Source organism: Mycobacterium sp. (assembly GCF_052145595.1).
Classification (GTDB): domain Bacteria; phylum Actinomycetota; class Actinomycetes; order Mycobacteriales; family Mycobacteriaceae; genus Mycobacterium.
The window spans coordinates 39,403-55,710 of record NZ_JBKQOI010000072.1; the positions used below are offsets into that span (position 1 = coordinate 39,403).

The 16,308-nt window shown below is 63.6% G+C and carries 17 protein-coding genes and 2 pseudogenes; 7 read left to right on the forward strand and 12 right to left on the reverse strand.

What is annotated here, in order from left to right:
* Nucleotides 1-73 precede the first annotated feature (73 nt).
* The 10 genes and pseudogenes from ACLP4W_RS05365 to ACLP4W_RS05410 form a co-directional block, all read right to left on the reverse strand.
* A complete protein-coding gene (locus ACLP4W_RS05365) occupies nucleotides 74-820 on the reverse strand; it encodes an esterase/lipase family protein (protein WP_442384856.1) in 747 nt (248 codons plus the stop codon).
* A 103-nt stretch (nucleotides 821-923) separates the two neighbouring features.
* Nucleotides 924-2,387, reverse strand: coding sequence for a wax ester/triacylglycerol synthase family O-acyltransferase (locus ACLP4W_RS05370; RefSeq protein WP_442384838.1), 1,464 nt, complete (start codon nucleotides 2,385-2,387; stop codon nucleotides 924-926).
* 168 nt (nucleotides 2,388-2,555) lie between these two features.
* Entirely contained in the window at nucleotides 2,556-4,193 is a 1,638-nt protein-coding gene (gene fadD12, locus ACLP4W_RS05375; protein WP_324444345.1) for an acyl-CoA ligase FadD12, read from the reverse strand.
* A 26-nt stretch (nucleotides 4,194-4,219) separates the two neighbouring features.
* Nucleotides 4,220-5,026, reverse strand: a complete 807-nt coding sequence (locus ACLP4W_RS05380; protein ID WP_442384840.1) for a lysophospholipid acyltransferase family protein — start codon at nucleotides 5,024-5,026, stop codon at nucleotides 4,220-4,222.
* 634 nt (nucleotides 5,027-5,660) lie between these two features.
* Nucleotides 5,661-5,828 (reverse strand): annotated as a pseudogene (locus tag ACLP4W_RS05385) (GMC family oxidoreductase); the annotation flags it as partial.
* Between the two features lie 22 nt (nucleotides 5,829-5,850).
* Nucleotides 5,851-6,630: an SDR family NAD(P)-dependent oxidoreductase gene (locus tag ACLP4W_RS05390; protein ID WP_324444332.1), complete on the reverse strand. Its 780-nt coding sequence runs from the start codon at nucleotides 6,628-6,630 to the stop codon at nucleotides 5,851-5,853.
* 40 nt (nucleotides 6,631-6,670) lie between these two features.
* Complete coding sequence (locus ACLP4W_RS05395; RefSeq protein WP_324444334.1) at nucleotides 6,671-7,066, reverse strand: hypothetical protein; 396 nt, start codon at nucleotides 7,064-7,066, stop codon at nucleotides 6,671-6,673.
* The gene (locus ACLP4W_RS05400; RefSeq protein ID WP_324444336.1) at nucleotides 7,063-7,284 is read right to left on the reverse strand and encodes a ferredoxin; all 222 of its coding nucleotides are present in this window, start codon (nucleotides 7,282-7,284) and stop codon (nucleotides 7,063-7,065) included. Before ACLP4W_RS05400 ends, ACLP4W_RS05395 begins: the two co-directional genes overlap by 4 nt.
* Nucleotides 7,281-8,027: an SDR family NAD(P)-dependent oxidoreductase gene (locus tag ACLP4W_RS05405; RefSeq protein ID WP_324444338.1), complete on the reverse strand. Its 747-nt coding sequence runs from the start codon at nucleotides 8,025-8,027 to the stop codon at nucleotides 7,281-7,283. The genes ACLP4W_RS05400 and ACLP4W_RS05405 overlap by 4 nt, the downstream gene beginning before the upstream one ends.
* 31 nt (nucleotides 8,028-8,058) lie before the next feature.
* Entirely contained in the window at nucleotides 8,059-9,321 is a 1,263-nt protein-coding gene (locus ACLP4W_RS05410; RefSeq protein WP_442384858.1) for a cytochrome P450, read from the reverse strand.
* Nucleotides 9,322-9,562: 241 nt separating this feature from the next.
* Between ACLP4W_RS05410 and ACLP4W_RS05415 the strand changes: the two genes are divergently transcribed.
* Nucleotides 9,563-10,171: a carboxymuconolactone decarboxylase family protein gene (locus tag ACLP4W_RS05415; RefSeq protein WP_324444340.1), complete on the forward strand. Its 609-nt coding sequence runs from the start codon at nucleotides 9,563-9,565 to the stop codon at nucleotides 10,169-10,171.
* A gap of 21 nt (nucleotides 10,172-10,192) precedes the next feature.
* The gene (locus tag ACLP4W_RS05420) at nucleotides 10,193-10,852 is read left to right on the forward strand and encodes a TetR/AcrR family transcriptional regulator (RefSeq protein WP_442384844.1); all 660 of its coding nucleotides are present in this window, start codon (nucleotides 10,193-10,195) and stop codon (nucleotides 10,850-10,852) included.
* A gap of 117 nt (nucleotides 10,853-10,969) precedes the next feature.
* Here the strand turns inward: ACLP4W_RS05420 and ACLP4W_RS05425 are convergent, their stop codons facing one another.
* On the reverse strand, nucleotides 10,970-11,743 hold the full coding sequence (locus ACLP4W_RS05425; protein ID WP_324444343.1) for an SDR family NAD(P)-dependent oxidoreductase: 774 nt from the start codon (nucleotides 11,741-11,743) through the stop codon (nucleotides 10,970-10,972).
* A gap of 173 nt (nucleotides 11,744-11,916) precedes the next feature.
* On the opposite strand from ACLP4W_RS05425, the gene ACLP4W_RS05430 reads away from it, so the two are divergent.
* The 5 genes and pseudogenes from ACLP4W_RS05430 (at nucleotide 11,917) to ACLP4W_RS05450 (ending at nucleotide 15,720) form a co-directional block, all read left to right on the forward strand.
* A complete protein-coding gene (locus tag ACLP4W_RS05430) occupies nucleotides 11,917-13,446 on the forward strand; it encodes a serine hydrolase domain-containing protein (RefSeq protein ID WP_442384860.1) in 1,530 nt (509 codons plus the stop codon).
* 704 nt (nucleotides 13,447-14,150) lie between these two features.
* Nucleotides 14,151-14,366 carry a hypothetical protein gene (locus ACLP4W_RS05435; RefSeq protein WP_442384846.1) on the forward strand — a complete coding sequence of 72 codons (216 nt, stop codon included), beginning with the start codon at nucleotides 14,151-14,153 and terminating at the stop codon, nucleotides 14,364-14,366.
* A 281-nt stretch (nucleotides 14,367-14,647) separates the two neighbouring features.
* The gene (locus tag ACLP4W_RS05440) at nucleotides 14,648-14,953 is read left to right on the forward strand and encodes a helix-turn-helix domain-containing protein (protein WP_442384848.1); all 306 of its coding nucleotides are present in this window, start codon (nucleotides 14,648-14,650) and stop codon (nucleotides 14,951-14,953) included.
* Between the two features lie 216 nt (nucleotides 14,954-15,169).
* A pseudogene (locus ACLP4W_RS05445) lies at nucleotides 15,170-15,337 on the forward strand (helix-turn-helix transcriptional regulator); the annotation flags it as partial.
* 125 nt (nucleotides 15,338-15,462) lie between these two features.
* On the forward strand, nucleotides 15,463-15,720 hold the full coding sequence (locus ACLP4W_RS05450; protein ID WP_442384850.1) for a helix-turn-helix domain-containing protein: 258 nt from the start codon (nucleotides 15,463-15,465) through the stop codon (nucleotides 15,718-15,720).
* Between the two features lie 136 nt (nucleotides 15,721-15,856).
* Here ACLP4W_RS05450 and ACLP4W_RS05455 read toward each other — a convergent pair.
* Nucleotides 15,857-16,308 (reverse strand): site-specific integrase (locus ACLP4W_RS05455; protein ID WP_442384852.1); only part of this gene is annotated, 452 nt, incomplete at its 5' end.

The following is a 16,308-nucleotide window of genomic DNA, read 5'->3' on the forward strand; positions in this document are numbered from 1 at the left end:
GATTTCATATCAGCACGAACATCTTGATGTCGGGCCGTTTCGGGGATCAGGTGACTTCCTGCGCCACTGCCGTTTAGGCGCACCCCGAATCAACGGCGGAAGGGTCCATGGGCACCTGCTGGGATGATGGCCTCGAGGGCGATGCTTCGAACATCTGCCGGACGCAGGCGCGCCAGCCGAAAGGTACGTGGGCGGAATCGACGTGCGCAAGTCGATCCGCTAACACCGCGAGTGCCAGTGGATTTGACACCAGCCCGACGTGGCTGCTGGGCACGGCGACGTTCTCGGTCTGGGCGCCCTCAACGACGCAGCTGCGCCAGTGCAGGAGGCCATCGGAGCGCGAGAAAATGGCTGTCGTGGGCACGGGCAGCGGCTGACGTAGCGCGTCGAGGACGTCTTCAGCGCGATCCGACACTCCGAAAATCTGGACAGCACTCTTGAAAAGTGCTGTCACACGCGTTCGCTCACCCTCTGCACGCCAAGGGGACCCAAGAGTTACCACATGGGGAACCTTGTCGGTGTGCTCGTGCGCAAGCCACCGGCACAGCAGCCCGCCGAAACTCCAGCCGACGAGAATCAGCGGTTCGTCGTGACGCTCGGCCAGCCGCTCCAGCCGTTGGGAAAGACCGTCGAGTATCTCGTCGGTGAGCCCGTAATTGCGGCCGAGCCGCCATCCGTGGACGTGAAAACCTCGTTCGCGCAGGTGGTTACGCATTCTTTTCGTCATGCCGTCGGTCGCCCCGAACCCCGGCACCACGAGAACGGGCCTACCCCGACCTAGATCGCGTTTCGGCAGTAGCCCAGACACGGCGCGGTGCATGCCCACCTCGGTCGCCCAGCGGCCCAACTCCGCTGCGGTAAGCTACGCGCTCGGCGTGGGGTTCTCGCGCCGAACGCCGTCTTCTCCAACGACCTCAGTCATCTCATACATGATGTTCTCCTCTAGCCGCGCTCGGCGCTACCGAATCGTGCTCCGGCGGGCCGGCGAGGTCACGTGTCGTCGCGTGCAACTCGTCGAACGCTGAATGAATCCGCTCCGTGAACAACTCTGCGTCCGGCAGCGTTCTCCCACACCCGTACACCGCGAAATTGAGCACTTTGTCGTAGCTCCACACGGTGGTGTTGACGCCCGCAGCGTATTTCAAATGGCCGCACGAGATGAAGTTCTCGATGCCCATCCCACCGATGTAGCGCTTCTCCCGCGGGCCCTTGACGTTGGACACCATCACATATCCGCTCAAGCGCGACCTCCGGGCCGCAGTGCGAACCGCCCTGAGCACGGGACGCAACAGGATCGGCGGGACAAGCGCGACCCAATCTTCGAACTGCACATGGCGGGCGGCCACCTGCGATTTCACCGACAAGGACTGCACATGAGCGGCCCGCAGGCGTTCCAGCGGATCCGCCAGGTGCGTCGGTAATTCAAATCGTCGAACCGTGACGGCATTCCCCCACAACCGGGTGTCGCCTTCCCTGCGGTTCTTGGCCGCGGTGTCGGCTATCACTGGACGGTCGGTCAGCATTGCCTCGTTGGCGAGGCACTCGCGAACCGCTCCAGCGACAATCGCGAAGACAACGTCGTTCACCGTCCCGGAAACGGTCTTCGCGATCTCCTTCACTTCGTCAAGGGGTAGCGAAACCCATGCAAAGGACCGGGTAGGCGTCAGCGGTCCGCGCCACGGGATCGTCGGCGCTCCCAACCTGGATGGTTGCCTCTTGAGCGACCCGCTCTTGCGACCTTTCGGACGTGCCTGCCGCATCGCTCGTGCCATCCGAGGCACCTCTCGTCCAACCTCATGCCATAGGTCGCGCGCGCCGTCCCGCAGCACATCACTGCGGCTTGGCGCCGCGGCGGGGCGTGGGACCGGCACAGCAACCGGCGGCGCATTCGGTTCGGGGCGCGACAACACGTCGAGCAACTCTGCGCACGTGCCGCCGTCGGCCATCGCATGATTCAGCTTCAGGACGCCGACCACCTTGGTGCCCTGGAAACCCTCCAGGAACCACAGCTGCCATGGAGGCCGGTCGGGCGGTATTCGTTCGGCGGCAAGTTCGCCGATCATGTGGCACAACTGCGTCTTGGTGCCGGGGTGGGGCAAGCGGACGTGCCGCAGGTGGTTGCGTACGTCGAATTCGGAGTCGACAACCCATACCGGCCGGTTGAGGCCGAGGGGCACCGGCTGCACTCGCCACTTCATCTGAGGAAGCACAGCCACCGCTCGTTGGAGCGCATCACCGATGCGCTCGAACTGGAAATCCTTGCTTGACGCCTCGTCGAACACCGCGATTTTCAATGTGTGCTGAGGTTCGATCCGGTCATCGAGGACAAACATGGTGTCATATCCCGATAGCCTGACCGTATCGTCGGACGACTGACTGATGTCCATCCTTCCGTCCTCTCCGCGGTACCGGCCGATGTGCGGCCTTAACCTGTTGTGCTCTACGCGGACCGAGGGTGCCAGCTCATGGCCTTGTACGTCTGTATAGCACAGGTGTGATCTACCGCACAATGCAGCCGCGTCGGCGGCGAAGTGCCGCGCACGGCCAGGCGGAGATTACGTGTGCTGGTCCGTGCTGACGAGGCGCGCCACTAGGTCCTTGCGGAGGATCTTGCCGGTGGCGCTGCAGGGCAACTCGTCGAGGATCAGGATCTCGCGGGGAACCTTGTAATTGGCCAAATGCTCCCGCACATGCTCTTTGAGCATGTCGGTTGTGGCCGACGCACCGGGTTGGAGGACCACGAAGGCGGCGAGCCGCTGGCCGAACTGCTCGTCATCGACGCCGATAGCGGACGCCTCCGCCACGGCAGGGTGGGCGGCAAGCACTTTTTCCACCTCGATCGGGTAGACGTTCTCTCCCCCGGACACGATCATCTCGTCGTCGCGGCCGACCACAAACAACCTGCCGGTCTCGTCGACATAGCCCAGATCACCGCAGGCCATGAAGCCGTCGTGGACATCCTTGGTTTGTCCGGATGTGTAGGCCTCGAACTGCGTGGTGGTGCGGGCGAAGATCTGGCCGATTTCGCCGCGCGGGACTTCGCGGCGATTCTCGTCGAGGATGCGAATATGCGTGCCGGGCATTAGCTTACCGGCGGTGTCGGGGGCCGTGCGGAGGTCCTCGGGCCCGGCAAGGGCGATCACCCCGACCTCGGTGGCGTTGTAGTTGTTGTAGATGACGTCGCCGAACTGGTCCATGAACCTCACCACAACATCGGGACGCATCCGCGAGCCGGCGGCACTGACGAACCGCAACGAACGCCCGCTGAACCGATTGCGCACCTCGTCGGGCAGTTCCATGATCCGGTCCAGCATCACCGGCGCCACACTCAGGCCGGTGGCGCGGTAACGGTCGACGAGTGCCATCGTGGCCGCAGCATCGAATGTGCGCCGCACCACCAGCGTGCACGACAGCATGGTCCCTAAGATCAGTTGTCCGAACCCCCATGCGTGAAACATCGGCGCGACCACCACCGTGGTCTCCTCGGCGCGCCATGGCAGCCGCAACAACAGCGCCGCTCCCTCGGTGGATCCACCCCCGGCAGAGCGCCGAGCGCCTTTGGGCGTGCCGGTGGTGCCCGAGGTCAGCAGGATCAACTTGCCCTTGCGGCCGGTCTGGGCCGGCCGCTGCCCGGCATGGCGCGCGATCAGCGTCTCCACCGTGGCGACGTCATCCGAGGGCTCGTCTGTCCAGGCGATGATGCGCTCGGTGTCCGGCTTTTCGCTGACCGTCCGATCGACACTGGCGCTGAACTCCTGGTCATAGACGATGACGTCGGGACGTTCCCGCAGCACCACGTCCGCAAGGGCCGGACCGGCAAACGACGTGTTGAGCAGCAGCGCGTCCGCGCCGATCCTCTCGGTGGCGGCGAGCGCATCAACAAACCCGCGGTGGTTGCGGCACATGATGCCTACCATTTGCGGTGTTCCGGCCGGCAACTGCTGCAAGGCGGCCGCGAAGGCGTTGGCGCGTGTGTCAAGTTCGCGATAGCTGAGCACACCGAGCTCGTCGATCAGAGCAGGACGATCGGGACAGCGCCGCGCCGACACGGCAATGCCGACGGTATTTGTGGCCCCTTCACGCAGCCTCGCCGCGGCCATCCGCAAGTACTTGTCGGGGCGCAACCCCACCAGCAGCCGCGCCTTCCTCAGCGCCCGCAGGGATTCCCGAAGTTCCGTAACCCGTTGTGGCAATGAGCGGCCGGACGACGTCACAGCAATCAGCCTAGGACAGGGAACCGGCGTTCGCGGGCCAGCCGGTCGAGGGCGGATTGCATCAACGAGCGGACGCGGGCGTCGACCTCGTCTACGTCGGGATCCCTTCCGAACTCAACGACGACGTCGATCGGCTCCAACACCTGTGTGACGATCTTGGCCGGCAGGGGCAGGTTCGGCGGATAAAACACGCTCAACCCGAACGGAAAACCGATGCTGATCGGCAGAATGTCGACGCGAAAACGCTTGAGACCCAGTCGCTTCGCCAGCCAATTACCCCGGGTCAGGAACAGTTGGGTTTCCTGGCCCCCGATCGACACCGCGGGCACAATGGGCACGCCGGCTTCAATGGCCGTCCTGATGTAGCCTGTTCGCCCGTTGAAGTCGATGGCGTTTTGGCCCAAGGTCGGCCGGTACGCGTCATAGTCGCCGCCGGGAAACACCAGCACGATTCCACCCGAGCGCAACGCCTTCGCCGCGTTTTCCCGGGTCGCGTGGATGATGCCGGCGCGGGGCAACCACCCTTCGAACGGTCCGACGAACACCTGGTTGTGGGCCAAGGTATACAGCGGCCGATCATATCCGAAGTTGTCATAGAACGCGGCGCCGAGGACTACCGCATCAACCGTCATCATGCCTCCGGAGTGGTTGGACACCATCAACGCACCACTCTCGGGCGGGAGTGATTCCATGCCTCGCACCTCTGCGCGGAACCACCGCTTGACGATGGGCCGCAGCACATTCATTTGCTGCTCGGTGAAGGCCTGATCCCACTGGCTGAGCTCTGGGCTGTCAGAATCGTTTGCGCTCAAAGCTTCTAGATGTCCTTGTCGTGTCGTGATGATCGACGAACACGTGGATCTACGCGTCTGCCGCTTCACGTACGTCGTTGAATGTGCCGTCGTCGGCGAGCGCGGCAATGTTGACCTGGTCGACGTAGCTCCAGACGATGATGTTTTGCGAGACCCATGCGCTATACGATCGTACAATAACAGTGGTACGTCTGTATAGCACAGTTCTTCGTCATGGGCAAGCGAGGAGCAGGCCGGCAATAGTTGTCGGCGCTTCGAATCGCGTGTCGAGTAAGCCGCCACCGGCGGCCCCCCGAGCACTCAATGGCGGCATGAGTAACCGCTGGCCCGCCCGACGAGACTCCTTGACCGCTGAGTCGACATGGTGCTATACAAACGTACAGTTCGAGGATTGGCCCGGGTCTGTCATGGAAAGTCCTTCCCGCTAATTGTTGGTGATGGATTCCATCGGTCACAACTTCCACGGAATCTGGCGCCACCCGCGCGCACGGAACCGGGAGTTCAAGACCCTGGACCTGTGGGTGGACTTGGCTAAGAAGGCTGAGCGGGCCAAGGTCGACGCGTTCTTCTTCACCGATGTCTTGGGCGGCTCGTCCAATAGCCAACGAGGCGATACTCGGCGAGGCATAACGGGGCTGTCGAACAGCTTCCCGGAACCCTTGGGAATCCTGAACAGTGTGTTGCGGTCGCCACCTCCCGCCTCGAGCAGCAGCACGCTCACGCCCGGATCGGCAGACAATCGGTTGGCGAGCACACAGCCGACGGACCCGGCTCCGGCGATGATGTAGTCAGAGCTCACCATTCAGTGTGCCCGTGCCCGCGGATTATGCGCTGATCCACACTCCGCCGTCGGCGTGCAGATTCTGGCCGGTCATCCAGTGGCTGTCGTCGGAGGCGAGGAACACGAAGATTGGAGAGACGTCGTCGTACGGATCCCCGATCCGCTTGAACGGGTTGTCCTTGAATGCGGCCCGCGCCCATTCCTGAACCTCGGGGCTGCGCTTGTGCAGTTGACTGTCGACGTTGTCGGTCCATCCGCCCGGACTGACGGTGTTGACCCGGATGTTGTATTCGCCCCACTCGCGCGCGACCACCCGAGACAGTCCGCGAATCGCTTCCTTGGCGGGCGCATAGCCGGCGTGGAATGTCGTGCCTTCGATGCCGCCCTTGGAGGAGGTGTTGATGATGGATGCGCCGGCACCGGGCTTGTCCCTCAGATGGGGAAAGCACAACTTCATCATGTGCCAGGTGGCGTATAGCGAGGTCTGCAACTCGATGTCGAGATCCTCCACGCTGAAGTCCAGGAAGCGGCGGAGATCGGTGATCCTGTGGGCGTTGTTGAGCAGAACGTCTATCGTGCCGAACCGTTCGACCGTCTTCTCGACGAAACGGACCAGTTCGTCGTAGCGCCCGACGTCGCAGCGCAGCGCCACGACCTCCGCGCCGTTCTCCTCGCAGAGTCGCTTCGTCTCCGCCAGCTTCTCTTCCTGGACGTCACAAATGGCCAGATTGGCCCCTTCGTGGGCGAAGCGGAGGGCGTGCTGCTTGCCCAGTCCGCTCGCGCAGCCAGTGATCACGGCGACCTTGCCGTCCAATTTGCCCATCAGTGCGCTCTCTTCTTCGAATGGTGTGGGCGGCCGTTCCCTATCCGGTGGGCGGCGGCTGCTGGAGGAACACGTCGAGGTGGCAGATCTTTCCGTCCTCGTCGAACTCGAAGACGTTCATGGAGTTCACGACGAGCTTGGTGTCACCGATTTGGTGGCGTTCTTCGACCTCGAAGTAGACGCGTTGCGGCAACTCGGCGATGCGCCGCACGGTGGTGTCGAAGGCTTGGGTGGCCTGCGCCCACCCGTTCACCATCTCGGTGTACTGCGCGAAATTTTGTACGTCGAGGAATGGACCGATTCGTTCGAACCCGTCGACTGCGATGAATTCGCCCAGTGGCGTCCAATCTTCGGGCGACTTCGCGGTGGGCACCAGCCGCTTCACGGTGTCCTGGTACTCGATGACCTTCTTCGTCAACGGCCCGTACTCGTTCATTGCTCGCTCTCTTCCTGGTGGGTAAGCGTGATGGCTTGGCGGGGACACGCCGCGACGGCGGCACGCATGTCACCCCAGTGCTGTTCGTCGGGGTGGGCGTCGGTGACGGTCACGACGTCCTCGTCGCCGAGGTCGAATACATCGGGCGACAGCTCGGCGCAAATGCCGTGCCCTTCGCACAGCCGCGGGTTCAGGTGGACGGTGACGCGTTCGGTCACATGTAGATCCCGCCGTTGACGTTGATCTGTTGCCCTGTGATGTAGCCGGCGTCCTCGGAACACAGGAACTCGCACGCGGCGGCGACATCCTCAGCGGTACCGACTCGTTTGAGCGGCAGCATCGCCCCGATGTCGTCCAGGCTGGCGGGCAGCGTGCCGTCCGCTTCGGCGGCGCGGGCCATTGGGGTGTCGACGAGTGCTGGCGGGATGGTATTAACCGTGATCCCGTTGCCGGCGAACTCGGCCGCCAATGCCCTGGTCAGTGCGATAACGCCACCCTTGGAGGCCACGTAGTCGGCTTGTCCGGGTGCCGCTGCTTGTCCGGCGGCCGAGGAGATGGTGACGACCCGGCCCCAGCCGGCTTCGATCATGTCAGGGACGGCTGCCTGCACGCAGTTGAAGGTCCCGGTCAGATTGATAGATAGCGTGCGGTTCCACTGTTCGATGCTGAGTTCGGTGAACGCCGCGTAGGAGGTGATGCCTGCACTGGTGACGGCGATGTGGATCGGGCCGAGTTCCTTGCGGGCCGAGGCGATCGCCTCCTGCACGCCCGACCGGTCGGTGACGTCGACCTCGTATCCCCGTGCGTCGAACCCCTCGTCCTGCAGTGCCGAGAGCTGCTGCTTGAGGATGTCACCCCGCAGATCGAGGATGGCGACCTTGTCGCCCCGCCGAGCCAAACGTCGGCTGATGGCGGCACCGATACCGGACGCTCCGCCAGTGACCACGGCGACTCTGCTCATGGATCCTGCTCTCTCTCTGTCGAGTGTCGTGTCAGTCAACCAGGGTGAGCACCAGGTGCAGGTTGCTCAGCCCGCGGACGATGAAGGTGGGGTCGTAGTCGAAGCGGCGCTGACCTTCAGGTCCATGGTCGGCTTCGGAGAGCGAGATGTCGCTGGTGCGGTCCAGGAAGCATTCCAGTGTGACGCGCCCCTCGGCGCGGGCCAGCGGGCCGCCCGGGCAGGAGTGGGCGCCGCGGCCGAAGGCGATGTGTTCGCGCACATTGTGGCGCCCGAGCAGACACTCGGTGGGCCGCTCGAAGCGGCTGTCGTCACGGTTGGCGGCCCCCGGGTGGATCATCACCGTGGTTCCGGCCGCGATGTCGACCCCGCCCAGGGTGGTCGCGACGCGGGCCATCCGGAAATCGCTCATCGTGGGGCTCTCCAGCCGCAGCACTTCTTCGATGAACTCGGGAATGAGCTTGCGGTCGGCTCGTAGCCGTTGTTGAATCTCCTTGTTCTCCGCGATGACTCGAAGTGCGGCGGCGAGCATCCGGGCCGAGGTGTCCTGGCCCGCACCGAAAATGAACGTCGCCGTACGCACGATGGCATCGACTTCTGGCAGCGAGCCGTCTTCATAGGTGGCGCTGGCCAACTGGGTCAGGATGTCGTCGCGTGGGTTCGCACGCCGGTCCTCGACGTAGTCCCCGAACTTCTGAAAAAGAAACTCCAGCGGGTTGACGGGAAGTGTCTCCTCTTGCCCGACGACGCTGATCGTGCTGCCCACCAAGACTTGCTGGACCTCCGGGCGATCCTCCTCAGGTACACCGAGCAGGTCGGCGATCGCCCACGTCGTGAACGGCTTGCCGTACTCGCTCACGACTTCGCACCGGCCGGTGCCCATGAAAGCGTCCATGCAGCGGTCAGCGATCCCGGCCAGCGCCGCCTCATTTTCCTTGAGCCGGCGCGGGGTGAGCAGTTTGCGCAGCAGGTTGCGTTGGGCTTCGTGGTGCTCGCCGTCCATGGTCACCATGAACTCGCTGAACGGCCATTGGTCGCGCGAGCTGTCGATGACCTCGGTGATGTCGGTGACTTCGGGTGACGGAGTGACAACGGGCGGAAAGGGTCCGCCCACCGAGTTGCACGACGAGTAGGTGGCCGCGTCACGGTAGACCTCGACCGCCTCGTCGTAACCAGTGACCGCGACCACCCCCCTGTGGGCCACGGGATGCACCGGGCATCGGGATCGCAGCGTGTCGAAGTATCGGTACGGATCGGTGACGAGCGCCCTGTCGGTGAAGAAGTCGGCGGCGTCCACGTCTACCCGGTCCGCGTCCGCCACCGCCGACGTTCGATTTCCAACAGGCTGTTCCTCGCTCGCCACCAAGGCTCCTTCCCATTCCGCAGGGGGCTACCGGCCCCGCTTGTACACTTGTATAGTCCATACGAGTGTAAAAGCGCAAGGCTTCCACCGGACCGGCCGAAATTCCGCCTGTGCAAGCTCATTTCAACTACAACGGGTGGCACACCCCACCGCGTGGCACGAGAGGACGTACGTGATGGCTCGGATGGATCCGCTACCGGTGAAGAGCTGGCCCCCCGAGATGCGCGATGCGCTGGCCGCCATGCCACCGCCGGGGGCGCGTTACACCCTTACCAGCGAGGGTCGCCCCAGCGGATTCAACGTCCTCGGCGCGATGGCGCATCACCCACGTTTGGCAAAGGCGTTCTTCACCCTGAACGCCCATCTGCTGTTGACCACCAGCCTGACCGAACGTCAACGGGAACTCGTCATCATGCGCGTGGCGGCGTTGAGGCAGTGCACCTACGAGTGGGCGCAGCACCTGTTCATGGCCCGCGATGCGGGCATGTCCGACATCGAGATCTCCTGGATCGCTTGGGGTCCGGACGCGCCGACGTGGAGCGCGGGCGACGCCTGCCTGCTGCGCGCCGTCGACGAACTCGTACTCGACGGGGTCATGGGGGATTCGACCTGGAAGGAACTCGCCGAGCACCTCAACGGTCAGGAGATTCTGGACGTCATCTTCACGGCTGGGTCTTACGCGATGTTGGCTTCGATGCTGGACAGCCTCGGCATCGCACTCGATGATGACCTGCGAAGCGGCGTCGCCGCGTTGACCGACCCGTCCACGACGACCGACGTTTGAAGGCGGCCCTGGCACTCGGAGGTGGGAAAGACGGCAGCCAATCGCCGGCTGGGCGCGGAGGCGACCCGAAAGCAGCTGCTCGACGCCGTCGAGCGGGTGTTCTTCAAGGACGGCCACGCCAAGGTGAGTTACCGGGTAGCGGCCGCAGGCGCCGGTGTGACTCCCGGCCTCGTTCAGTACTACTTTCCGACGATCGACGCCTTGTTCGCGGCCATGATCCGGCGTCTGATCGATCGAGACATCGCTCGTTGGAACGACGGACTGAAGAGCCGTTCTGACGAACCGCTGCGGGTGCTCTGGGAGTACAGCTGGAGTGAAGCCGCAGGAGCCTTCGGCACCGAGATGATGGCGCTCGGCGCGCGCCGACCCTCACTCCTACCCCTCATCTCGGACGGGACCGAGCACATTCGGAAGGTCCAACTCCAGGCGCTCGAACAGAAGTACCGCAGTTTCAGCTTCCTCGATGAAGTCTTTCCACCAGACGCGATGGTGCTCCTGGTGACCAGCATCCCCAAGGTACTTTCGCTGGAGCAAGGTGTGCAGGTGACGATGGCGCACCGCTCACTCATCAAGGCCTTCGAGCGCTATCTCGACACCGTCGAGCCCAAGACCCGGTCTCGGGCGGCCGGCTCGTCGGCACGCAGGGGCCCCAACAGCCGCTCGCCCCGACCGCGAGAGTGACGACCACGAAGCCCGCAGCGGCCCGCCGACTCTCGGCCCGCTACCCGGGTGCTGAAGACCAATGCGCTGCTTTCCTCCTACTCCCTCGGCAAGGCGCGTTTCTCTCAGGCGCGTCTCTTACCGCGGTCCGTAGGCGGCGCCGCCGTCGATGAAGAAGGGGTGTCCAGTCAGGTAACGCGAGGCGTCACTGGCCAGGAACACGATCACGGGTCCGAGATCGTCATCCGCGTCGCCGACATAGCCAATCGGGAACGCGGACTCGATAGTTTGACGATTCTCCGGGCTGATCGCCATCCACTCCTTCATCGGGTCGGTGACCACTGCTGGGTAGATCACGTTCACCGTGATGCCCAATCTGCTCCAGTCCGTCGCGGCTGCGTAGGTGAGCGACGCGATTGCGCCCTTGGCCATGGCGTAGTGGCCCAGGTTTGGCACTCCGCCCCTCGCGGCGCCGGAGGCGGTGTTGATGATCCGGCCCCAGGTCTGCTTCTTCATGTGAGGAAAGCAGGCCTGCATGAAACGCAGGCTTGCCACCGGACCCGAATACAGGGACGTCGCCACGACATCGTCGGTGAGCTCCTCCCAGGGAATCGGGTCCAGGCCACCCTGCGCATTGTTGACCAAAATGTCTACCGTGCCGTACTTCTCGACGGTCTGGTTGACGACGTCTTCGATCTGAGACTTCTCCCGAACGTCGCATTGCAGCGCCAGGCACTCCCCGCCAGATGCCGCGATCTCGTCCTGGACGCTCATCAGATCCTCGTAAACCAAGTCGCAGGCAACCACCTTCGCGCCGGCGGCGGCCAGAGCCGTCGCCTCTGCCTTGCCAATGCCCCGTCGGGCACCGCTGACGATGGCGACCTTGCCGTCCAGTAGGCCTCGCTGTCCCATGTCGTTCTCCTTCGATAAAGGTCTTATCGCACCGTCGGCTCCGGTGGGTCCACTAGGCCGGTACTTCCCGGCGCGTCGCTGTACGATCGTACAGCGTTGTGATCTAGTCTCGTGCCAATACAGCCGAAGGAGTTTCGTTGACCATTCGTGCCGAACCGACCAACCAGAAGGTCATGAACGTGAGCCACCAGGGTGAGCACCTGCTGCCGACGGGCGTCCGCGGAGCATTCGATCCACACTTCACCGCCGCAGTGCGGGCCTTCGCCAAGCTATTCCCGGGACCCCGTTACGGTGGCGGAGCATTGTCGGTCTACCTGCACGGCCGTCGTGTCGTCGACGTGTGGACCGGCTGGGCCGACCGGCACGGCACACGGCTCTGGACCGCCGATACGGGCGCCTTGGCGTTCTCGTCGACGAAGGGGTTGACCTCGGCCGTCATTCACCGGCTCGTAGATCGAGGACTGCTGTCCTACGACGTACCGGTCACCCAGTTCTGGCCAGAGTTCGGCGCCAACGGCAAGGCCAAGCTCACCGTGCGTGACATCATGGCGCATCGCGCGGGCTTGTCGCGCCTGACGGGCGTCACCACGACGGAACTGCTTGACACGCATCGCATGGAAGAGCGCCTTGCCGCCGCCCCAGCGGACGGCCTCGTCGGAAGATCGGCCCATCACGCCCTGACCTACGGATGGCTGTTGTCCGGTTTGGCCCGGTCGGTCACCGGTAAGGGAATGCGCGAACTATTCCGTACCGAACTCGCCGAGCCGCTCGACACCGACGGCTTACATCTGGGCCGCCCCGCACTGAGAGCTCCGACCACGGCGGCGCAAACGCTGTTGCCTCAAAGCGCCACGGTCAGTGCGGCATTCGACGTCCTCGCACCAAGGCTGTCCGCCCTTCCCCTGTCGGGCATGTTGGGCGCCCTGCACGCGCCCGGCGTGCTCGGGCTGCTGCAGGGGGACATGGGCTTCCTCGATGCCGAAATACCCTCAGCCAACGCCGTGGTGACCGCACGGGCCCTGGCGAAGACCTACGGTGCAATTGCAACGGTGGTCTGGGGCCGCAGCACCCACGCCCCAACCAGCCCTCCTGATACGTGCCGCCATCGGCCTACCGCTGCCTTAGGCCGTGCACGCGTGCCCTCTGCGCATGGACCCCCATCGGTTCACGTCACGCCGATCGCGGCCCCAACTCATCGACACGTAGGCCGTCCTAACTCAACCCTTCCGCCGAACATCACACCTCTTGCACTTAGGTCTCGGAATAGCAACATTTCGTCAGGACGATTTAAGATGGGCGGTATGGATGCTAAAGGCGCGGGGCCTGCGTGCCCCCGTTGCGGCCTGCCGATTGACGCGCCCCTTCCCGGCGACGAACCGCGCCGAGGTCGGCGCAGGATCTGGTGCTCGACTGCCTGCCGGCGGGCGGCGCACGCCGAGCGGGCAGCCGCCGAACGCGCCGGCACCGCGGTTCGCGTCATCGAGGTTCCGCGGTACTCCCCCGCGGTTGTTCGGCCGGTGATTGTCCCCCGCCCTCCGACGATTGAAGACCTCGAAATACACGTACTCAACGACCCCGACCACTGCGCCTGGGTCCTTGCTCAGATCACTGCCCGAGCCCGCAGAAAAGAGCTCGACAAACGAGTGTTACGAGCGGCCAGGGAGCTTGCACACGCACTACTTCCGAACGCCGCGAGGTACTAAAACCCATGTCGGGCCGAACACCTCAGGGACGGATTCGGGAGGATCTGCGTGAAAGTTGCGGCACCGCTAACGAGTGGCTTGCTCGAGCGTGTTGCGGTCGGCGATCCGCAACATGCTCGATGCCGCGGCGTGATCTCTCGACACTGTAAAGCCCGCCATGTCGGCGGGAAGAAAAGCACATCCGCGGGCAGCAGCGCCGATTGGCCGCATACGGCGCAGACCTCGAGCCAACGCCGGGCCGAATTACCCGAACGCCAGGGCTACCGCACCGCGAACGAGTGCTTCCACGCACGGGATGACCGACTCAAGAAATCAGCCCTTGGCGCCACCAGTAGTCAGCCCAAACGACGAGCCACGCTTCGCGGAGCGCGCCGTCGCAGTGATGCTCAGCATCCACTAATACGGCTCCAACACAGCCGATGTCGCAACGCAGAACAGATGGCCATCCGCCCACTCATCCGCTTTGGAAGAACGCACCGATGCGACACTCCCGAGCAGGTTCAAGTCCTTCCAATTTGGAATTGAACGCTTGTCGTTTCCGTCGTGGCTGGCCTGGCTAAGTGGCCATGATGGCCGCTGAAGCAGGCCTCTGGAACATCCTGTGCGCAGGATTGCTGAGCTTTCGGTCGTGTCTGTCGAGATCAGACTTCAGGGAATCTGCGCTTCTCCGATTCATTGAGCCGACGAAGGTTGACCCACCGCGCATGAGCATCGTCAGCATCGATACCGAATTGCTGTTTGACGTTATCAAGCGAGAGATAGATATCGTCCACATCGGCAGCCCGCTCAGCGTTTTCATGACGACGTTCGAAGTCTGCCAACGCCGCAAGCGCGATTCGGTACCTGGCGAGGTGAGACACTACGTCGGTGAGGAGCACGGCCCGCTTGCGCGCAGTTTCGACGACGTTCGGCATAGCTGAAACTGGGTACGGCCGCCGGCGCGGATCCAGAGCTTCTGCTTCCCTCACCACCATCGGACTGTAACGACTCTGGCCGCGGTCCTGCCACGGTCAAGGCTTAGCGTTTTGAGACGCAATCGGGCCTCGCGTGGCGGATTTCTCACGAGGTACCGCCAGACCGGGAAACAGCGGGAAATACTGGTGTGCAGCGATTTAAAGTCCGTGCTGCGCGCCGCGATACGCACGCGAAAAACTTTCCTCTGACCGTCGCCTTAGCTCTTCAGCCTTCGTACAGTGAGTCAATGAGCACCTCCATTAGTCGGCATGACCCAGTCGACCCGGTCACCCCGGCCGCCCGCGCACAACTGCTGACTGTCAAGGACGTCATCAACGCACTACGCATTAGCCGATCGTCGGTGTACCGGCTCTTCGACAGCGGCGAACTACCGTGGATCCAGATCGGGAGTAGCCGCAGGGTTAGGCCCTCGCGCGCAGCGCGGCCACAACCAGTCTTGCACACACTTGTGCCAATGTGCCACATGAGCAACGGGCGCTTCGTAGATGACACTTGTTGTATAGCAAGGCATTTGGGAAGGGTTGGGAACTGATGAAACGGGTTGAGAGAGAGCGAGGAAGCGTTGGGAAGGCGTGAGGAGAGTGGACTGTTGGGGGGTGAGCGGTGCGGTGCGTCCGGCGGCCAAACCATCGCCATCTGGTGGTGGGCACTCACCACGAGCTGTGAAAACTTTTGCACAAGGTGGTATCCGGCGGGGCTTACGCTGATGTCATTCCGCATTGATGGCAGGCGGGAAGGACGCAACGACATGGACAACAATGCCGACGAAAGGTGGCTCAGCCGCCAGGAACTCGCTGACCGCTACGGACTACCCGTCAAGACCCCCGCGCAATGGGCCTCGAAAGGAACCGGACCGCGCTACGCCAGGATCGGCCGGCACGTCCGGTACCGACTGAGCGATGTAACCGCCTGGGAAGCAGAGCGATTCGAAAGCCACGCACCTCGTGCGGCTCGACCCGGCGTATCCACCAAGCCGAACTCCGAAGCCGATGCGGGCACCACCGCCCAACAAGCCGAAGGTGGCGCCGCCAGGTGGCCACAATGATTCCCACCATTTACGACCTCGCAGACGCAGCGCGCATCCTGGGACTCTCCGAGTCCTACCTCCGATCAAAACTTCGTGACCGGACGTTCGCCGGCATGAAGCGTGCCGGACGATGGGCGATGACCGAGGCCCAGATCGAAGAAGCAATCGAGTCGATGTGCATTCAGGCACGGCCGGCCGACCCGCCCTCGCCGTCCGGGCTGTCAAGGCAGAGTCGCTATGGCCGACGACTCCATCAGCAGCACGGCGCTTGAATAACTCCTCGCGCAATGGATTGTCGAAGCGCCAGAGCACGAGGACTAACTGGCTGGTGACGTTGTCGATCGTTTTATCCGACATCAAGACATGCACCGACCGCACCACGTCCTGTGGCCATCAACCGTGAGGAGGTCAGCTCAGCACCGAGCCGATCGCGTCGGCAGCCACCTGCGCACTGCGGCGATCCAGGTGACCGTAGACGCCGATGGTCGTCTGGATGGACTCGTGTCCCAGATGCTGCTGGATGATCGGCAACGGGACGCCGGCGGCGATCATCCACGACGCACACGTATGGCGCAGGTCGTGCACCCGCGGAGACTTCGTCAGCCCAGCTGCCAGGGCGCGCTCGCGGCCCGGCTTCCAGCCGCCGTTAAAGAACTCCTGGGAGCGAACAGGATTGCCCGCGCCGTTGGTGAACAGGAATCCGGGCGCGGTGAGGTCAACGACCTCCAGCGCCGCGGACGGCAAGCTGATGGTCCGGACCGACTTCTTCGTCTTCGGCGGACCGATCTCCGGTCGGTAGTCACCGGAGTACTTCCAGGCCTTGGTGATTCGGCAGGTTTTGGCGTTGGCATCGATGTCGG

Excerpts from the sequence above, each read along its gene's own strand:
- ACLP4W_RS05395 (WP_324444334.1), bottom strand. The coding sequence starts at position 7,066 with ATGAACGAGTACGGGCCGTTGACGAAGAAGGTCATCGAGTACCAGGAC.
- ACLP4W_RS05405 (WP_324444338.1), bottom strand. The coding sequence starts at position 8,027 with ATGAGCAGAGTCGCCGTGGTCACTGGCGGAGCGTCCGGTATCGGTGCC.
- ACLP4W_RS05430 (WP_442384860.1), top strand. The coding sequence starts at position 11,917 with ATGAACGTGAGCCACCAGGGTGAGCACCTGCTGCCGACGGGCGTCCGC.
- ACLP4W_RS05425 (WP_324444343.1), bottom strand. The coding sequence starts at position 11,743 with ATGGGACAGCGAGGCCTACTGGACGGCAAGGTCGCCATCGTCAGCGGT.
- ACLP4W_RS05435 (WP_442384846.1), top strand. The coding sequence starts at position 14,151 with ATGAGCATCGTCAGCATCGATACCGAATTGCTGTTTGACGTTATCAAG.
- ACLP4W_RS05440 (WP_442384848.1), top strand. The coding sequence starts at position 14,648 with ATGAGCACCTCCATTAGTCGGCATGACCCAGTCGACCCGGTCACCCCG.
- ACLP4W_RS05390 (WP_324444332.1), bottom strand. The coding sequence starts at position 6,630 with ATGGGCAAATTGGACGGCAAGGTCGCCGTGATCACTGGCTGCGCGAGC.
- ACLP4W_RS05415 (WP_324444340.1), top strand. The coding sequence starts at position 9,563 with ATGGCTCGGATGGATCCGCTACCGGTGAAGAGCTGGCCCCCCGAGATG.
- ACLP4W_RS05370 (WP_442384838.1), bottom strand. The coding sequence starts at position 2,387 with ATGGACATCAGTCAGTCGTCCGACGATACGGTCAGGCTATCGGGATAT.
- ACLP4W_RS05365 (WP_442384856.1), bottom strand. The coding sequence starts at position 820 with ATGCACCGCGCCGTGTCTGGGCTACTGCCGAAACGCGATCTAGGTCGG.
- ACLP4W_RS05450 (WP_442384850.1), top strand. The coding sequence starts at position 15,463 with ATGATTCCCACCATTTACGACCTCGCAGACGCAGCGCGCATCCTGGGA.